The sequence below is a fragment of the Streptomyces sp. MS191 genome, from assembly GCF_008042125.1.
Lineage (GTDB): Bacteria > Actinomycetota > Actinomycetes > Streptomycetales > Streptomycetaceae > Streptomyces.
On record NZ_RDBI01000006.1, the window covers coordinates 23057 to 40495 of the forward strand.

General features: G+C 72.7%; 13 protein-coding genes and 1 pseudogene. 9 read left to right on the forward strand and 5 right to left on the reverse strand.

Annotated elements, in window-relative coordinates; genetic code table 11:
• Positions 1-746 (reverse strand): hypothetical protein (locus EAO71_RS37385; RefSeq protein WP_187282510.1); only part of this gene is annotated, 746 nt, incomplete at its 3' end.
• A gap of 538 nt (positions 747-1284) precedes the next feature.
• Here EAO71_RS37385 and EAO71_RS01235 point away from each other — a divergent pair.
• The 3 genes from EAO71_RS01235 (at position 1285) to EAO71_RS01245 (ending at position 4546) form a co-directional block, all read left to right on the forward strand.
• Positions 1285-1776, forward strand: coding sequence for a GNAT family N-acetyltransferase (locus EAO71_RS01235; RefSeq protein WP_147975895.1), 492 nt, complete (start codon positions 1285-1287; stop codon positions 1774-1776).
• 112 nt (positions 1777-1888) lie between these two features.
• Entirely contained in the window at positions 1889-2929 is a 1041-nt protein-coding gene (locus EAO71_RS01240) for a serine hydrolase domain-containing protein (protein WP_187282511.1), read from the forward strand.
• Between the two features lie 240 nt (positions 2930-3169).
• Complete coding sequence (locus EAO71_RS01245; RefSeq protein WP_147975897.1) at positions 3170-4546, forward strand: NAD(P)/FAD-dependent oxidoreductase; 1377 nt, start codon at positions 3170-3172, stop codon at positions 4544-4546.
• A 313-nt stretch (positions 4547-4859) separates the two neighbouring features.
• Here EAO71_RS01245 and EAO71_RS01250 read toward each other — a convergent pair whose 3' ends face one another.
• The 3 genes from EAO71_RS01250 to EAO71_RS01260 all read right to left on the reverse strand — a co-directional run bounded on the left by EAO71_RS01250 (position 4860) and on the right by EAO71_RS01260 (position 7507).
• Positions 4860-5528, reverse strand: a complete 669-nt coding sequence (locus EAO71_RS01250; RefSeq protein WP_147975898.1) for a class F sortase — start codon at positions 5526-5528, stop codon at positions 4860-4862.
• Between the two features lie 151 nt (positions 5529-5679).
• Positions 5680-6423 (reverse strand): hypothetical protein, encoded by a 744-nt coding sequence (locus EAO71_RS01255; protein ID WP_147975899.1) that lies wholly within the window; start codon positions 6421-6423, stop codon positions 5680-5682.
• A 256-nt stretch (positions 6424-6679) separates the two neighbouring features.
• Positions 6680-7507 (reverse strand): class I SAM-dependent methyltransferase, encoded by an 828-nt coding sequence (locus tag EAO71_RS01260; RefSeq protein WP_147975900.1) that lies wholly within the window; start codon positions 7505-7507, stop codon positions 6680-6682.
• A gap of 93 nt (positions 7508-7600) precedes the next feature.
• On the opposite strand from EAO71_RS01260, the pseudogene EAO71_RS38405 reads away from it, so the two are divergent.
• Positions 7601-7777: pseudogene (locus EAO71_RS38405) on the forward strand (class I SAM-dependent methyltransferase); the annotation flags it as partial.
• Between the two features lie 17 nt (positions 7778-7794).
• Here EAO71_RS38405 and EAO71_RS01270 read toward each other — a convergent pair.
• Positions 7795-8823, reverse strand: coding sequence for a multicopper oxidase domain-containing protein (locus tag EAO71_RS01270; protein WP_147975901.1), 1029 nt, complete (start codon positions 8821-8823; stop codon positions 7795-7797).
• Between the two features lie 216 nt (positions 8824-9039).
• Here EAO71_RS01270 and EAO71_RS01275 point away from each other — a divergent pair, with 216 nt between their 5' ends.
• The 5 genes from EAO71_RS01275 to EAO71_RS01295 form a co-directional block, all read left to right on the forward strand.
• Positions 9040-11559, forward strand: coding sequence for a ThuA domain-containing protein (locus tag EAO71_RS01275; protein ID WP_147975902.1), 2520 nt, complete (start codon positions 9040-9042; stop codon positions 11557-11559).
• A 53-nt stretch (positions 11560-11612) separates the two neighbouring features.
• Positions 11613-13763: an OmpL47-type beta-barrel domain-containing protein gene (locus EAO71_RS01280; protein WP_147975938.1), complete on the forward strand. Its 2151-nt coding sequence runs from the start codon at positions 11613-11615 to the stop codon at positions 13761-13763.
• 196 nt (positions 13764-13959) lie between these two features.
• Positions 13960-15636: an NAD(P)/FAD-dependent oxidoreductase gene (locus tag EAO71_RS01285; RefSeq protein WP_147975903.1), complete on the forward strand. Its 1677-nt coding sequence runs from the start codon at positions 13960-13962 to the stop codon at positions 15634-15636.
• The gene (locus EAO71_RS01290; protein WP_147975904.1) at positions 15633-17126 is read left to right on the forward strand and encodes an ATP-binding protein; all 1494 of its coding nucleotides are present in this window, start codon (positions 15633-15635) and stop codon (positions 17124-17126) included. The genes EAO71_RS01285 and EAO71_RS01290 overlap by 4 nt, the downstream gene beginning before the upstream one ends.
• A partial coding sequence (locus EAO71_RS01295) for a UBP-type zinc finger domain-containing protein (protein WP_147975939.1) occupies positions 17123-17439 on the forward strand: 317 nt, incomplete at its 3' end. The genes EAO71_RS01290 and EAO71_RS01295, both read left to right, overlap by 4 nt.

The window sequence follows — 17439 nt, forward strand, 5'->3', positions numbered from 1 at the left end:
CCGGGGCCGCGCTGCGCGAGGGTGCCGTGCGCGCGGTCGGGGTCGTCGTGGCCGGTCCAACCGCAGTCGGGGCCGTCGTACACCTCGATCCACGTGCAGTGCAGGTCGCCGGCGGCGGTGTGGAGGGCGCCGGTGTGGGCGGTGGAGAGTGCCTGCCAGGACAGGGCGTCGCGGGCCCAGGACTCCACGGGGCGGCGGACGCCGTCGGCGTCCGCGACCGTGTCCAGCGGGTGTTCCCGCAACAGGTTGTTCCCGTCGAAGCGGGGGACGCTGAACCCGTCGGCCCGGGCACGGGCGACCGCGAGGGCGGCGCGGAGGAACGCGCGGGCGCGGCGCAGGGCTTCGACGTGGCGGGCGGTGAGGTCGCCGTGGAACCGGGCCGTCAGGGTGGTGAGCGCGGCCTGGTGACGGGCCGTCCAGGTCCAGGACCGCTGGGGCCGGTCCACGTGGTGGAGGACGGCGAGCGCGCCCTCGCGGTACGCGGCGGGCAGGTCGGTGGCCGCCCAGCGTTCGGTGAATCCGGCGACGGCCCGGTCGAATGAGGCGAGGGCCTGGTGGAAGGCGAGGGCGGCGGCGCGGGTGAGGGCGAGGGCGCTGCGGCCGGGCCGGATCACGGCGAGCGCGGCCAGGAGCCGCGACTGCGCCGTGGTGAGGATGCGCCAGGCGGCGGTCACGCGGGCGGTGGCGTCGGCGACGAGGGCGACGAGCCGGGCCCGCGCGGAGCTGCGCCGCAGCGAGGTGGTCATCAGGACCCCCCGGCGGGACGGGCGGGTCCGGGGACGCCTGCCCGGAGGCGAGCGGGCCACGCGCCGGGGCCGGCGTGGTCGGTGGCGAGGGCGGTGCCGATGCGGCTGATCGGCCCGGTGCGTACGGCGGCGTCCATGCGGCTCCTCCGAAGGGTCGAGTGGGAAGGGCGGGCGGATGCGGGCCCGACTCCGGCGCCTCACCGGGGCCGGGCCCGTAGTCGCTCGACGTCCGCCGGTAGCCTCGGCGGACGTGGCGTCCGGTGTCGCGTCTCCCCTCCTTCCTGGCCGTGGTGCGGGCACGGCCGGTCTGGCCACCGATACGGATTCCGGGGCCGACGTACTCAGTTCGCGAGAGTTCTCGCCCGACGATTCGTCTCGGGACGCCCCGGACGACGGGCGTACGGGGCGACGGGGCGTGCGGCGGCGTGCTCGGACGGCATAGGGTCGGCCCGCGTGCGCCGGGCGGGTCGACGGTGGCCGTGCTTCTCATCGGAACGGATCGACGTCGTGGACCGACGTCGCGGACGGACGGACTCGCATGGAACTGCTCCCCTTCGCCGCGGCGCACGCCGGTACGGTGGCGGGCTGGCCGGCCACCGCCCAGGAGGTCGTCATGTGGTGCGGGCGGCAGGAGTTCCCGCTGCCCGCGCGGACGGTCGCCGGCTGGCAGCAGGACGAGGACGTCCAGGCGCATGTCCTCGTCGTGGGCGGGGACGTCGTCGGGTACGGCGAGCTGTGGTTCGACGCCGAGGAGGACGAGGTCGAGCTCGCCCGGATCATCGTGGCGCCGGGCAGTCGCGGGGCGGGACGGGGCCGCGCGCTCGTGCGCGGGCTTCTCGCGCACGCGGTCGCGGCGGGCCACGGTGACGTCTTCATGCGGGTCCACCCCCTCAACGCGGCGGCTCTGCGCTGCTATCGGGGCGCCGGATTCGTCACCGTCGACGCCGAGCTCGCCGCGAGCTGGAACGCCGCCCAGCCGACCGAGTACGTCTGGCTGCGGTACGAGGAGGACGCTCCGGCGGCCGGCTGAGCGTCGGCGGACGGCACGGGCCGCCCCTCCTGCTCACGTCGCACGCCCGGTGCGGTGGAAATCATCATCGAGGCGCATGAACGGGCGCGCGGGCGACGTGAGGATGGCGCGTATGGCAGCAGACATCGGCATCCTCGCCCAGCGGACCGCGGACCGGCTCGCCGAACGACAGGTCGGCGTCGTGGTGGCCGCCGTCGCGGGCGGCCACGTGGAGATCAGGGGCGCGGGGCGCACCGGCGGCGACGCCGACGGAACTCCGGACGCGCACACCCTGTTCGAGATCGGTTCGGTGACGAAGACGTTCACCGCGCTGGCGCTCGCGCGGACGGCGGCCGCGGGCACCGTGCGGCTCGACGATCCGCTGGCCGCGCTGCTGCCCGAGGGCGCGGCGGTACCGTCCCGGGGCGGCCGGCAGATCACCCTGCGGCATCTGGCCACCCACACCTCCGGTCTGCCGCGGCTGCCCAAGGGCATGCTGCTCCGGGCGCTGCTGCGTCCCGGGACCCCCGACCCGTACGCGGGCTGCACCGCCGACGTCCTGCTGTCCGGTCTGGCCCGCACCCGCCTCGGTGCCACGCCGGGGGAGCGCTTCCGCTACTCGAACCTCGGAGCCGGGCTGCTCGGACTGGGCCTCGCGCGCAGGGCCGGGACGGGCTACGAGCAGCTGGTCAGGGAGCAGGTCTGCGCCCCGCTGGCGATGAGGGACACCGCCGTGACGGTGGACGCCGCCCGCGCCGTGCGGGCGGCCGGTGGGCACGACGGCAGGCGGCGGCCCACCCCGCCGTGGAACCTGGCCGCCCTGGCCGGCGCCGGCGCCCTGCGATCGACCGCGACCGATCTGGTGGCCTACGTCCGCGCCCAGCTGGACGGCGGCCCGCCGGAACTCGCGGAGGCGATCCGGCTCAGCCGGGAGGTCGAGCACCGCAGAAGCCCCTTCGCCCGGGTCCACCTCGGCTGGATGGCGCACCGCCTGCACGCGCGCCAGGGTGCCCACCTGCAGAACTGGCACAACGGCGGCACCGGCGGGTTCAGCTCCTTCGTGGGCTTCGACCCGGAGACGGGGACGGGCGTCGTCGTCCTCGGCAACACGCGGCACTCGGTGGACGGGCCGGCCTTCGAGCTGTTGCGCGCACTCCAGGCAGCGCGCTCCTGAACGGAGCCCCACGCGACGGGAGCCGGCGGGGAGCAACGGGTCCGCGGAGGCCGACCACGGTGCACCGTGAGGCGTCCCGGCGCAGGGTGAAGGGGCAGCCGCGCGCCCTGTCCGTCGCCCGGCTGCCGCGTCCGGCTCGCCCGAACGCCGCCGACACGATGGGATCGGCAGGGTGCGAAGCAGCGATCCAGGGGCAGGCGAACGGTGATCGCGGCAGACCGCTCGGAGCCGCAGAGAGGGATGAAGACCATGACACGACCCAGGATCCTGGTGGTCGGAGCAGGTTTCGCCGGCGTGGAGTGCGTCCGTCGGCTGGAGCGGAGGCTCTCCCCCGGCGAGGCGGACGTCACCCTCGTGACACCTTTCGCCTACCAGCTCTATCTGCCCCTGCTGCCGCAGGTCGCCTCCGGTGTGCTCACGCCCCAGTCGATCGCCCTCTCGCTGCGGCGCAGCAGCAAGTACCGCACCCGGATCATCCCGGGCGGGGCCATCGGGGTGGACCTCAAGGCCAAGGTGTGCGTGGTGCGCACGATCACCGACGAGATCGTCGACGAGCCCTACGACCACATCGTGCTGGCCCCGGGAAGCGTGACCCGGACGTTCGACATCCCCGGGTTGACGGACCACGCGTTCGGCATGAAGACGCTCGCCGAGGCCGCGTACGTCCGCGACCACGTGATCTCGCAGCTCGATCTCGCCGACGCCAGCCAGGACCCGGCCGAGCGTGCCTCGCGCCTGCAGTTCGTGGTGGTCGGCGGCGGCTACGCTGGCACCGAGACCGCGGCCTGCCTGCAGCGGCTCACCCACGCCGCGGTCAAGCGCTACCCGCGGCTGGATCCGGGGCTGATCAAGTGGCACCTGATCGACATCGCCCCGAAGCTGATGCCCGAACTCGGCGACAAGCTCGGTCGCAGCGCCCAGGAGGTACTCCACCGGCGCGGCATCGAGGTCTCCCTGGGCGTGTCCATCGAGAAGGCGGCGGCCGAGGAGGTCACCTTCACGGACGGACGGGTGGTGCCCACCCGCACCCTGATCTGGACCGCGGGTGTGGTGGCCAGCCCGCTCATCGCGACGCTGGGCGCCGAGACGGTCAGGGGGCGCCTCGCGGTGACCCCCGAGATGTGCATGCCGGGCGACGACGGCGTCTTCGCCCTCGGCGACTGCGCCGCCGTGCCCGACCTCGCCAAGGGCGAGGAGGGCGCGATCTGCCCGCCCACCGCCCAGCACGCGATGCGGCAGGGCCGGCACATCGCCGAGAACGTCATCGCGGCCCTGCGCAAGCAGCCGTTGCGGCCGTACGTCCACAAGGACCTGGGGCTCGTCGTCGACCTCGGAGGGAAGGACGCGGTGTCCAAGCCGCTCGGCGTGGAGCTGCACGGCCTGCCCGCCCAGATCGTGGCCCGCGGCTACCACTGGTCGGCGTTGCGCACCGGCGTCGCCAAGGCCCGGGTGGCGACCAACTGGTTGCTCAACGCGGTCGCGGGCGACGATTTCGTCCGCACCGGCTTCCAGGCCCGCAAGCCCGCCAAGCTGAAAGACTTCGAGTACACCGACAGCTATCTGACACCGGACCAGGTGCGGGAGCACGTCGAGCGATCGGGCCGCGCGGGACGGTGATCCGCCGCTCGGTGCCCCGGGGCGACCACCGGTGCTCCGGGGTTCCCCGGGGCGATCCCGGTGCGGTGCCGGGGCCCGGCCGCCGGTGAGAGCGGGATGGCGGTGAGAGCGGGGCGCCCGTGTGAGCCGGGCGGCGGTGTGAGCCGGCGGTGAGCGCAAGGCGGCAGCTGCCGGTGGGCGGCCCCCCAGCGCGCCGGAAGGGGGTCCGAACGCCACCCGCGGCTTCCCGTGGAGTCGTCGTCCGGGCCGGTGCACGACGGAAGGGGGCGCGGCCCGGGCCGCGCCCCCTTCCGCTCTCCCCCGCCGCCGGGCCTCAGGTGACGGCGGCGAGATGGGCGAAGACGACCAGGTTGTCCTTGTAGTCGCGGGCCTTCTTGTCGTACACGCCGGCGCAGGTGATGAGGCGGATCAGCGGCCGCTCGGTGTCGGCGTACACCCGGTCGTCCGGGAACGCGCCCTTGGAGAAGGTCTCGAGCGTGTCGACGGCGAACGTGGCCGTACGGCCGTCGGCCCGCCGGACGTCGAAGCGGTCGCCCGGGACCAGCCTGTCGAGTCGGGCGAAGACCGCGGCGGACGTCTTCGTGTCCACGTGGCCGGCGACGATGGCGGTACCGCTCTCGCCGGGGCTCGTGCCGTCCGCGTGCCATCCGACGAGGTTGGTGTCGTTCGGGGGCGGGGCTTCGAGCTGCCCTCCGGAGGCGATCGCCAGATCGGTGAACGGCGCGTCCACGCCGATCCGGGGGATCACGAGCCGCATCGGCGCCGAGCGGGGCAGCGAGAGTGGTTCCGCGGGGGTCTCGGAGGCGCGGACCGGTGGTGCGGAGGCTTGTGGAGCCGGCGCGGGTGGCACGACCGGGTCCGGTGCCGGCAGCCGCCCGAAGAGGGTCAGTGCGAGCACCACGAGGCCCAGGGGCCACAGGATGACGGCGATCTTCCGTCGCCGACCGCGGCTCTCGCTGAGGGGAACCGTCTTCCGGGACATCCGCCACCTCCGCGGCGTGCAACGCGTCGACTGCGGTCCGGGTTCCGTCCGGCCGCTCGTGTGGGGGCGGTGGCCGCCGTGTGCTGTCCGTCGCCGGACGGCGGCCACCGCCTGCCCCTGCTCATCGCAGGGGTGTCCTACCGGGGGGAGCTCAGGCCGTGGCGCCGGCCCGGCGGCGGCGCAGCAGGTAGACGCCGGCGCCGGCGCCGCCGAGGAGCAGCAGGCTCGCGGCGGCGACGTTGGTGCCGGAGTCGGCGAGGCCGCCGCCACCGGTGTGCACGCCTCCGTGCGGCTTCTCGTGCTCCTTCTTCGGGTGTTCCTTCTTGTCGGACGGGTCCGCGGCGCTCTTGTCCTTCTCCTTGTCCCAGTCGCCGTCGTTCACGAGCGACAGCGCGCCGCCACCGGTGTGCACACCACCGTGCGGCTTCTCGTGGTCCTTCGACCACTTCCCGCCGTCCTTCTCCTTGTCCCAGTCGCCGTCGTTCACGAGCGACAGCGCGCCACCACCGGTGTGCACACCACCGTGCGGCTTCTCGTGGTCCTTCGACCACTTCCCGCCGTCCTTCTCCTTGTCCCAGTCACCGTCGCCCACCAGCGACAGCGCACCACCACCGGTGTGCACACCACCGTGCGGCTTCTCATGGTCCTTCGACCACTTCCCGCCGTCCTTCTCCTTGTCCCAGTCACCGTCGCCCACCAGCGACAGCGCACCACCACCGGTGTGCACACCACCGTGCGGCTTGCCGTGGTCCTTGTCGTGGTCCTTGTCGTGGTCCTTGCTGTGTGACGAGTCGTCCTTGTCCCAGTCGCCGAGGGGTGCGGCGATCGCCGTGGGGCCGGCGACCGTGAGCGCCACCGTTGCGGCGGCGGCGAGAAGGATGCGGGCAGAGCGCATGATCTTTCCTTTCGTCGCCGGCGGCGTCAGCTGACCGTTCGTCGGCTTCTTCTCTACGCGGCGGCGACTGAACCACCGTCGAATCCCCGGTGTCGTGGCGCCACCGGGGACAGTCCGGGACAGGGCTCAACGGGTGGTGGTTCACCGGTCGTCATCCGTTGGGCGGAGCGCCACGCCGTGGCGGTGTTTGACGGGTCGACAGGCGGTGCGGGTCGGCATCTCGAACGACGGGGGAGCCGGCACCGGCCGGGGCGGCTCATCGTGTCGGCTCGTCGGGCTTGCGCCCCCAGACGGTGAGCATGCCGGCCGACAGCGCGGCGCAGGCGTCGGAGTCCAGGTACCGGATCGCCGCGTCGACGTCCTCGTCGTCGACCAGTCCGGTGGCGGTCATCGCCGCTCTGCCGCGGTCCCATGTGTCCGCCCAGAAGCGGCTGATGGGGCTGCCCGGCACCAGGGGCGGCACGTGGATCTCCGCGGCGACCTGGTCGAGCCCGGCCGCGCGCAGCAGGTGCGGGTAGGACGGCACGCCGGAGACGTCGGTGCCGATGGTGGCCCGCAGTCCCTGCCACATGGCCCGCATCGCCGTGGTGTACGGCGTGTCGGGGGCCCGGTCGCTCGTCAGGTCGACCGCGTCGCTGAGGACCAGGACACCGCCGGGTTCGACGAGTTCGGCGAGCCGGGTGATCAGGTGTGCGCGCTCCGCCAGGTGCATCAGGACGAAGCGCGCGTGCACGAGGCGGAACCGGCCGGGGGCGAAGTCGGGGGCGGTGACGTCGGCCTCCAGCACGTCGAGGCCGGGCACGGGACGCGCGGCGAGGAACCGTACGTCGCGGTCCACGGCGAGGACGCTCGCCACCTCGGCCTCGGCGAGCAGCCGGCGGGAGACGGTTCCCGTGCCGGCGCCCAGGTCGAGGCAGTGCCACCCCGGGCCGGCCCCGAGGGCGAGCAGCCGCGCCAGGGTGATGTCGTCGTAGGCGAGAGCGCCGAAGTCGATGCGCTCGCCCTCACCGGCCTGTTCGGGACGGAAGACGGCCTCGCCGTAGCGGCCGCCGCCGGGCGCGTCTCCGCGCGGGGCGGCGGTCACGCCGCCACCCGCGTGGTGCCGGGGGTGTCGTACGGCCCGACGGGGTCGTACAGCGGGTCGTCGAACATGCTCATGGCCGGACCTCTTCGCGCGCCGGGGTGGCACTGCCTCGACCTGGGCGCCGGCACGGGAACCGTCTCCCGCCGGCTGCTCGCCGAGGCCGAGGTGGCGAGCGTCCTCGCCGTGGACCGCGACGTACGGTTCCTCGCCGCGCGTCCCGTGCCCGGCCTCGACGTGCGGGCGGAGCGCGCACCGCCCGGCCGCGCCCCGGTGCGCGCTCCGCCCTCTCAGTGCCGGTGGCCGCCGCCGGAGGCCGGCCCGGCGGCCGGCTCCTCCCGCACGGCCCCCGCGTGGTGGGCACCATGACCGTCGTGGCCGGGCACGGTGCCGTCGGGTTTGGCCACCAGGAACAGACCGGCCATGCCCATGTCCGAGTGGCTCTGCACATGGCAGTGGTACATCCAGGCACCCGCCCCGACATGTTCGCCGGCGACGACCTGGAACCCGAACGAGTCCGCGGGGCCGGTGATCTTGTTGTCGATGACCCGGCTCACGTCCTCCGGGCCGGCCAGCAGCCCGGTGCGGTTGTCGGCCCAGCGATGACCGTGCAGGTGGAAGGTGTGGTAGTACTCGCCGTGCGTGATCATGACGACTTCCACGCGGTCCCCCACCGTGGCGAGGAAGTCCGGCGGTTCGGCCGCCGGCCGGTTGTTGATCGTCATGTCGTTGAAGACGATCGTGAACTGCCTGTCCGGCAGGACGTCGCCCTTGCGGCGTACCACCAGGGCGCCGTACAGCCCCTTGCGGATGCCGCCGGTGCCGTGGTCGGTGCCCACGACGTGGTCGTGGTAGTGCCAGTACCCGGCGCTGCCGGGACGCCAGGTGCCGTCGGGGCGGCGGCCGGGGGTGTGGGTGCGCCAGGTGTACGTGCGGGTGGCGCCCGGTGCGACGTGGCTCCCGCTCATCCTCGTGCCGTCGCTGTCGATGTCGTAGTCCACGCCGTGGGGGTGGACGCTCGCGGGGACGTCCAGCAGGTTCTCGAACTCGATGTGGAGGGTGTCGCCCTCGTTGATCTCGATGAGCGGTCCGGGTACGGACGGCTTGCCCTTTTCCAGGCCGTATCCCATCAGACCGTCGGCCGTCTTCTCGGCGAAGAGCTTGAGATGGCGTATCTGCCCGCCGGCCGGGGCAGTTCTGAGCGTGACCGCCGTCCCGGGTGCGGCGTTGGAGGCCGAGGCGATTGACAACGATGTCACACCGGTCGCGGCGACGGCCCCGCCCGCGAGCAGGCGACGGTGGAAGCTGCGTCGGTCCATGTCGAACTCTCCGGTCGTCAGTGGAGATCGGTGGGGCGCGGAGTCCCTGGCGGACGCCTCGCCCCCTGGGGACGGGCCAACACGGTAGCGGGGCAAGGGCAGTTCATCCACACCCAGGACAAAGTTTGTCCAGTTGTGGTCATAGCTCTTGGCGATCCGAGCAAAGCGGTCTAGCTTCACTGGCTGTTGTTGTGACCTCAGAGGGATGGGTGACTCATGAAGCGCACACCACATCACCGTTCGAGATCCGGAACAGGCCTTGCCGTGGCGGCACTCGGAGCCTGCGCCCTGGCCGCCTCCCTGCTCGGGGGCGGCCCCGCCTCGGCCAGGCCGTATCCGGATCCCCCGGCGACCACGGATTCAAGGGATTCGACGTCCTCGACACCCCCGACAACGTTGTCCTTACCCTCACCGCCGGGTGGCGCGAACGTGCGGGTGCTCGTCTTCCACGGATCCGCGACCGCGGAGTCGCCGACGGTCGACGCGGGCATCGCGGCCGTCGAGAGCATCGGACTGTCCGGCCCGGCCGCCGGACGCTTCCGTACGGAGGCCACCGACGACCCCTCCGTGTTCACCGACGCCCGGCGCCTCGGCCGCTTCAACGCGGTGGTGTTCCTCACCGGCGGCGGCGACGTGCTCGACCCCGAGCAGGAGGCCGGCCTGGAGGCCTACATGGAGGCCGGCGGCGGATTCGTCGGCGTGCACGAGGCCGCACGGACCGAGCCCTACTCGGCCTGGTTCACCGGCCTGATCGGCGCCCGGCCGAACGGGGCCCCCAGCGGCACCCAGCGCGCGGTGGTCGAGGTGGGCGACCGGCAGCACCCGGCCACGAAGTCCCTTCCGCTGGAGTGGAAGAGGCCCGACAAGTGGTTCAACTGGGACCGCAACCCGTCCGGCACCGTGCACACCGTGGCGCGGGTCCGGGAGGCCTCGTACCAGCCCGCCGCCAAGCCGAACGGCTGGGACCACCCGGTCTCGTGGTGCCGCGACTACGACGGCGGCCGGTCCTTCTACACCGCCATGGGCGGCACCGTCGACAGCTACGCCGAGACGGACTTCCGCGACCACCTGCGGGGCGCCATCGCCTGGACCTCCCGCATCTCCCGGGCGGACTGCAAGGCGACCATCGACGCCAACTACACCGCCGAGCGCGTCACCAGGCCCAACCAGCCCGGGCAGAACGACCAGATCGGCGAACCGCACGGTCTCGTCGCCGCTCCCGACGGGCGCGTCCTGTACATCGGCCGCGGCGGCGCCGACGCGAGCGTGCCCGTGGTGACCGACTGGAACGACCCGGACGTCGGCAAGGGCAGCGGCGAGATCCACGTCTACGACCCGACGACCCGGCAGGTCACCAAGGCCGGCGCGCTCACCGTCTTCGGCAACAAGGGCGGCGGCGACGAGCTGGTCAAGAACGAGGAGGGACTCCTCGGCATCGAGCTCGACCCCGGCTTCACGAGCAACGGCTGGGTGTACCTGCACTACACCCCGCACGCCCGGATCGACCGCGCGGCGCACATGGGCGAGCGGCGGGTCTCCCGCTTCACACTCGACCTCGCGACGAACCGGCTCGACCTGGCGAGCGAGAAGGTGCTGCTGAGCTGGCCGGTCCAGATCCACAGCTGCTGCCACGCGGGCGGCGGCATGGCCTGGGACTCCGAGGAGAACCTCTACATCGCCACCGGCGACACCAACTCGTCCGGTTCCAGCGGCGGTTACTCGGGCAACAACCCCGCCCCGAACTTCGGGGGCGTCTCCTTCGCGGACGCCCGCCGCACCGCCGGCAACACCAACAACCTCAACGGCAAGATCCTGCGGATCCACCCCGAGGACGACGGCACCTACACCCTCCCCGCGGGCAATCTCTTCACCGGCGAGGAGACCGCCGAGGGCGGCGGCAAGACCCGCGGCGAGATCTACGTGATGGGCGTCCGCAACCCGGCGCGCATCTCCGTGGACAAGAAGACGGACATCCTCTACGCGGGCTGGGTCGGCCCCGACGCGGGCGCTCCCTCGACGACCTGGGGCCCGGCCAAGTACGACACCTTCGCCGCGATCACGAAGGCCGGCAACCACGGCTGGCCGTACTGCATGGGCAACAAGCAGCCCTACCGGGACCGCAACCTGCCCGACCCGAGCGTGCCGCGCGGCTGGTACGACTGCGACGCCCCGAAGAACGAGTCACCGAACAACGACGGCCTCGTGAACCTGCCCCCGGTGACGGGGAACACGATCTGGTACTCGCCCCAGGGCGGCGGCGTGGACTACCCGCGGGACGCGAACGGGGTCCCCAGCTACAAGCAGGAGGAGCAGCGGCTCCTGCTGCCGTGGCTCAAGGGCGGCGGGCAGGCGACCATGAACGGTCCGCTCTACCGCTACGACGCCGCGAGCGCGTCGACGGTGAAGTGGCCGTCGTACTGGGACGGCAAGTGGTTCGTCGGCGACTTCTACGACGGGGACCAGCCCCGGCACGCCGTGCTGACGGACCCGAGGACCGTCGGCAGGGGCGGCCTGCCGGTGCACGCCGAATCCCTGAAGAAGATCGTTCCGGTCGGCCAGGGCGGCATCCGCAACCTGATGGACTGGAAGTTCGCCCCGGACGGTTCGCTGTACGTCCTCGACTACGGGCGGGGCTTCTTCACCTCGCACACCGACTCCGCGCTGTGGCGCGTGACCTACAAGGGCGGCGGGCCGACCCCGGCCGCGGACCAGCTGGCACGGAAGGCGGCGCAGTGATCACGAGACACCGGGGCGCGAGTCTGTGGGCGGCCCTGCTGGCCGCGGTGGCGATGGTGGTGGGCCTGACCTCGGCCCCGGCCCACGGCAGGTCCGACGACGGACTCCGGGCCGCCGCGGCGCAGGTGCTGACCTGGAAGGCCGGCGATCCGATCGACCACTACCTGGAGTTCCCCACCACGGCGGTGGCCGGCGCGGCAACGATCGTGTTCGAGAACAGCGCGGCCACGGGCAACACGACCGGGATGCCGCACACCCTGACGTTCGACGTCTCCGACCCCGAGTACAACAACGACGTCCCGCTCAACATCCTGGCCAACCCGAACGACGCGAACGGCGGCCGGCACACGGTGGAGGTGACGCTGACGCCGGGGCGGTACCTCTTCAAGTGCACGATCCCCGGGCACGGCCAGATGCAGGGCATCCTCACCGTCACCGAGGGCGGCGGGGAGGACACCACCGCGCCGGAGACGACGGCGAAGGTCGAGGGTGACCGCAACGCCGACGGGGCCTACGTCGGCCAGGCGACCGTGACGCTGGGGGCGACGGACGGCGGGTCGGGTGTCGACACCGTCGAGTACGCGGTCGGCTCCGGCGGCCCGTGGCAGCCGTACACCGTCCCGGTCGTCGTCGACGCGGTGGGGGCGCACACGATCCGCTACCGGGCGAGCGACAAGGCCGGCAACACGGCCGCCGAGAAGTCGGTCGGCTTCACGGTCGTCGCCCCGCCCACGGACGACACGACGGCGCCGGAGACCTCGGCGACCGTGTCCGGGGAGCGGGACGACCAGGGCCGCTACCTCGACATGGCGACGGTGACGGTGACCGCCTCCGACACCGGGTCCGGCGTCAACGCGGTCGAGTACGCGATCGGCGACGGCGCCTGGCAGCCGTACACGGCGCCCGTGATGGTGCACCAGGCGGGCACCCACACCCTCCGCTACAAGGCGAGCGACAAGGCCGGCAACACGGCCGCCGAGAAGTCGGTCGGCTTCACGGTGGTGACGCAGCCCGACCCCGACACGACCGCCCCGGTGGTCTCCGTCTCGGTCGCGGGCGAGCGGAACTCCGACGGCGCCTTCATCACCAGCGCCACGGTCACGCTGTCGGCGACCGACGCGGAGTCGGGCGTCGACCGGATCGAGTACTCGCTCGACGGCGGCCCGTACCTCGCGTACACCTCGGCGGTGATCGTCGACCGCGTCGGCCGGCACACGGTGCTGTACCGGGCGACGGACAAGGCGGGCAACACCGCGACGGCGGGGAGCACGGCCTTCACCGTGGCCGAGGGCGGCGGGGTGCCCGCACCCGACTGTCCTGAGTTCGACGAGCGGCTGACGGTGATCGTGGGGACGGTCGACACCGGCGTCCCGAACCGCATGACGAACCGGCGCTGCACGATCAACGAACTCATCGAGGACGAGAAGGACTGGGCGTCGCACGCGCTGTTCCTCAAGCACGTCGACGCGGTGGTCGACCGGCTGCTGGCCGACGGAGTCGTCGACGCCCGCGAACACCGCCTCATCCACCGTGCCGCCAAGCAGTCGGGCATCGGCAAGCCTGGCCGGACGGAGGGTTACCGCGACCTGTTCGACGGCACCGCGGCGAGCTTCTCGAAGTGGGAGCACGTCGGCGGCGGCAGGTTCGCGCTGAGCGCGGACGGGGCCATGACCAGCAGCACCACGGTGCCGGGCATGGGCATGCTGTGGTTCCCGCAGCGGCAGTACGGCGACTTCTCGCTCAAGCTCCAGTGGCGCGACGACGCCCCCGGCGCCGGCAACGCCAACGGCGGCGTCTTCGTGCGCTTCCCGTACGTCCACGGCAACCCGGAGGAGTCCCGTCCGGAGTGGGTGGCCATCAAGTACGGGCACGAGATCCAGGTCCTGGACCGGCCCGACGGCGACATGTACAAGACGGGTTCGGTGTACGGCTTCGACCGCGTGGGCCTCGCCGGCGCCGCCGTGACGCCGAAGGGCACCTGGAACGACTACGAGATCCGGGTGGAGGGCCAGCACTACTCGGTCTTCCGCAACGGCAGGCTGATCAACGAGTTCGACAACACCGGCGGTCAGGTCTTCGAGCCGCCGCGCTCCGACGATCCGGGCACCGACGGCCGGCGCTACGCCTCCGGCTACATCGGGCTCCAGGTCCACGGCACGACGGACGTCATCTCGTACCGGAACATCCGGGTGAAGACGCTGTAGGGCCGGTGAGGGGCCCTCTCCCGTACCGGGGAGAGGGCCCCTTCGCGCGCGGGTGCGGGTTCCTTTCGCCGGCAGGAGCCGGGGCACGGGCCGTCGCGTGCCGGAGCGGTCCCGCGTCATCGAACATACGATGGGCGGGAGCCGGCGCGGGCTGCTCGTGCGTGCCGGCGGTCCGGAGCGCACAGGGCGGAGAAGCATGCCACAGGCCGGCGACGCGGCACGGACCGTCATCCTGACGGTGGACGACGACCCGGGGGTCTCCCGCGCCATCGCCCGCGACCTGCGGCGCCGCTACGGCGGCGGGTACCGCGTTGTGCGCGCCGAGTCCGGTGAGTCGGCGCTCGAGGCGCTGCGCGAGCTGAAGCTGCGGGGCGACCTGGTGGCCGTGATCCTCGCCGACTACCGCATGCCGCAGATGAACGGCATCGAGTTCCTCGAACAGGCCCTGGGCGTGTACCCGGGGGCTCGGCGCGTCCTGCTCACCGCGTACGCCGACACCGACGCGGCCATCGACGCGATCAACGTCGTCGACCTCGACCACTACCTGCTCAAGCCGTGGGACCCGCCGGAGGAGAAGCTGTACCCGGTCCTGGACGATCTCCTCACGGCCTGGCGCACCAGTGACTACCGGCCGGTACCCGCCACGAAGGTGGTCGGGCACCGCTGGTCGGCGCACTCCTCGCGGGTGCGCGAGTTCCTGGCCCGCAACCAGGTCCCGTACCGCTGGTACTCCTCGGACGAGCCCGAGGGGCGGCGGCTGCTGGACGCGGCCGGGGCCGACGACCGCAGGCTCCCCCTGGTGGTCACACCGGACGGGACGGCCCTGGTCGAGCCGGAGGCGCCCGAGCTGGCGGCGCGGGTGGGACTCGCGACGACGCCGGCGGCCGAGTTCTACGACCTCGTCGTCATCGGCGGCGGCCCGGCCGGGCTCGGCTCGGCGGTGTACGGGGCCTCGGAGGGCCTGCGGACCGTGCTCGTCGAGCGGTCGGCGACGGGCGGGCAGGCCGGCCAGAGCTCCCGCATCGAGAACTACCTCGGCTTCCCGGACGGCGTCTCCGGCGCGCAGCTCACCGACCGCGCCCGCCGTCAGGCGAGCCGCTTCGGCGCCGAGATCCTCACCGCGCGCGAGGTCACGGGCCTCGAGGTCAACGGCGCGGCGCGCGTCGTGCGGTTCTCCGACGGCTCGGCGGTCGCCGCCCACAGCGTCATCCTGGCGACGGGCGTGTCGTACCGGCAACTGGGGGCGCCCGGCTGTGACGACCTGACCGGCCGAGGGGTGTACTACGGCTCCTCCCTCACCGAGGCGTCGGGCTGCGAGGGCCAGGACGTGTACGTGGTCGGCGGCGCGAACTCGGCCGGGCAGGCGGCGGTCTTCCTGGCGCGGGGCGCGAAGTCGGTGACGCTGCTGGTGCGCGGGGAGTCCCTGACGGCCTCGATGTCGCACTACCTGGTCCAGCAGATCGAGGAGGCGCCGAACATCACCGTGCTGCCGCGGACCGTGGTGGAGGCGGCGCACGGCGAGGGACATCTGGAGCGGCTGACGCTGCGGAACGTCGCGACGGGTGCCACCGAGGCGGTCGACGCCCAGTGGATGTTCGTCTTCATCGGCGCCGCGCCGTTCACCGACTGGCTGGACGGGACGGTCCTGCGTGACGAGCACGGTTTCATCCTGGCCGGACCCGACCTCACGGCGGACGGGCGCCCGCCGGCGGAGTGGGAGCTCGACCGGCCGCCCTACCACCTGGAGACCAGTATTCCCGGCGTGTTCGTGGCGGGCGACGCGCGCGCCCAGTCCGCGAAGCGCGTCGCCTCCGCCGTAGGAGAGGGAGCCATGGCCGTGATGCTCGTCCACCGTTACCTGGAGCAGTCGTGAGCGGGCGGGTGATGCCCTGCGACCCGCAGGAGATCGCCACGCTGTTCCTGTTCGAGAAGCTGTCCCCGGAGCAGCTCGGGCGCCTGTGCGCCGAGGGGCGTACGGAGCGGTTCGACACGGGTCCGGTGTACACCGAGGGCGATCCCGCCACCTGCTTCTACGTGATGATCGAGGGCACCGTCGTGCTGTACCGCCGGGTCGGGGGCGACGACGTGGAGGTGAGCCGTACCTCGCAGCGGGGCGTGTACGCCGGGGCGATGCAGGCCTACCTGGGCGACCGGGTGCCGCAGACGTACGTGAACTCGATGCGGGTGACCGAGCCCACCCGGTTCTTCGTGCTGCCCGCCGAGTCGTTCGCGGAGGTCATGCGGGAGTGGTTCCCGATGGCCGCGCACCTGCTGGAGGGGCTCTTCTTCGGCTCCAAGAACACCCAGCGGGCCATCGGGCAGCGGGAGCGCCTGCTGGCTCTCGGGTCGCTGTCCGCCGGACTCACCCACGAGCTCAACAACCCGGCCGCGGCGGCGGTCCGGGCCACGGCGGCGCTCCGCGAGCGCGTGGGCAAGATGCGGCACAAGCTGGCCGTCATCGCCCGGGGACCCTATTCCCGCGAGGCTCTCGCCGACCTCATCGAGATCCAGGAGCGTACCGCCGAGCGGGTGGCCAAGGCGCCGGTGCTGAGCCCGCTGGAGGCGTCCGACCGGGAGGACGAGCTGGCCGACTGGCTCGACGACCACGGGATCGCGGAGGGCTGGCGGGTCGCACCGACCTTCGTGCAGGCCGGGCTGGACACGGACTGGCTGGACCAGGTGGCGGCGACCGTGGCCGAGGACATCCTGCCGGGGGCCATCGGCTGGCTCAACTACACGGTCGAGACCGAGCTGCTGATGGACGAGATCGGCGACTCCGCCACCCGCATCTCGCACCTGGTGGACGCGGCGAAGCAGTACGCGCAGCTGGACCGCGCCCCGCATCGCGACGCCGACGTCCACGAACTCCTCGACAGCACGCTGCTGATGCTGTCGGGCAAGATCGGTCCCCTGATCCGCGTGGTGAAGGACTACGACCGGTCCCTGCCCGACGTGCCCGCCTACCCCGCCGAGCTCAACCAGGTGTGGACCAACCTCGTCGACAACGCGGTCGCCGCCATGGGGAACACCGGCGGCGAGGGCACCCTGACGGTCCGCACCGCCCGGGAGGGCGACCGGCTGCTCGTCGAGTTCCGGGACACCGGCCACGGCGTCCCGGAGGACATCCGCGGCCGTATCTTCGACCCCTTCTTCACCACGAAGCCGGTCGGCGAGGGCACGGGGCTCGGACTCGACATCTCGTGGCGGATCGTCGTCAACAAGCACCACGGCAGCCTCGAGGTCGAGTCCGTGCCGGGGGACACCCGCTTCCGGGTACTGCTGCCGCTGACGGCCCCCGGGACCGCATCCGAGGCCGAGGCCCTGGTCCCGACCGACGCCGAGAGCACCGAGGAGCCGGCATGACCGAGATCGACGGCATCGACCCGAGCGTCCCGCCCAGTGGCACCGGCTGCGCGGACTGCGACACGGCCGGCGGCTGGTGGTTCCACCTGAGGCGCTGCGCGCAGTGCGGCCACGTCGGCTGCTGCGACTCCTCACCGGGCCGACACGCCACCGCCCACTGGAAGTCCACCGGGCACCCTCTGGTGCAGAGCTTCGAGCCCGGCGAGGACTGGTTCTGGAACTACGCCACGGACGCCCTGTACGAGTCGGGCCCCGGCCTCACCCCGCCGGCCGGCCACCCTTCCGACCAGCCCTCCCCTGGACCGGTCGGAAG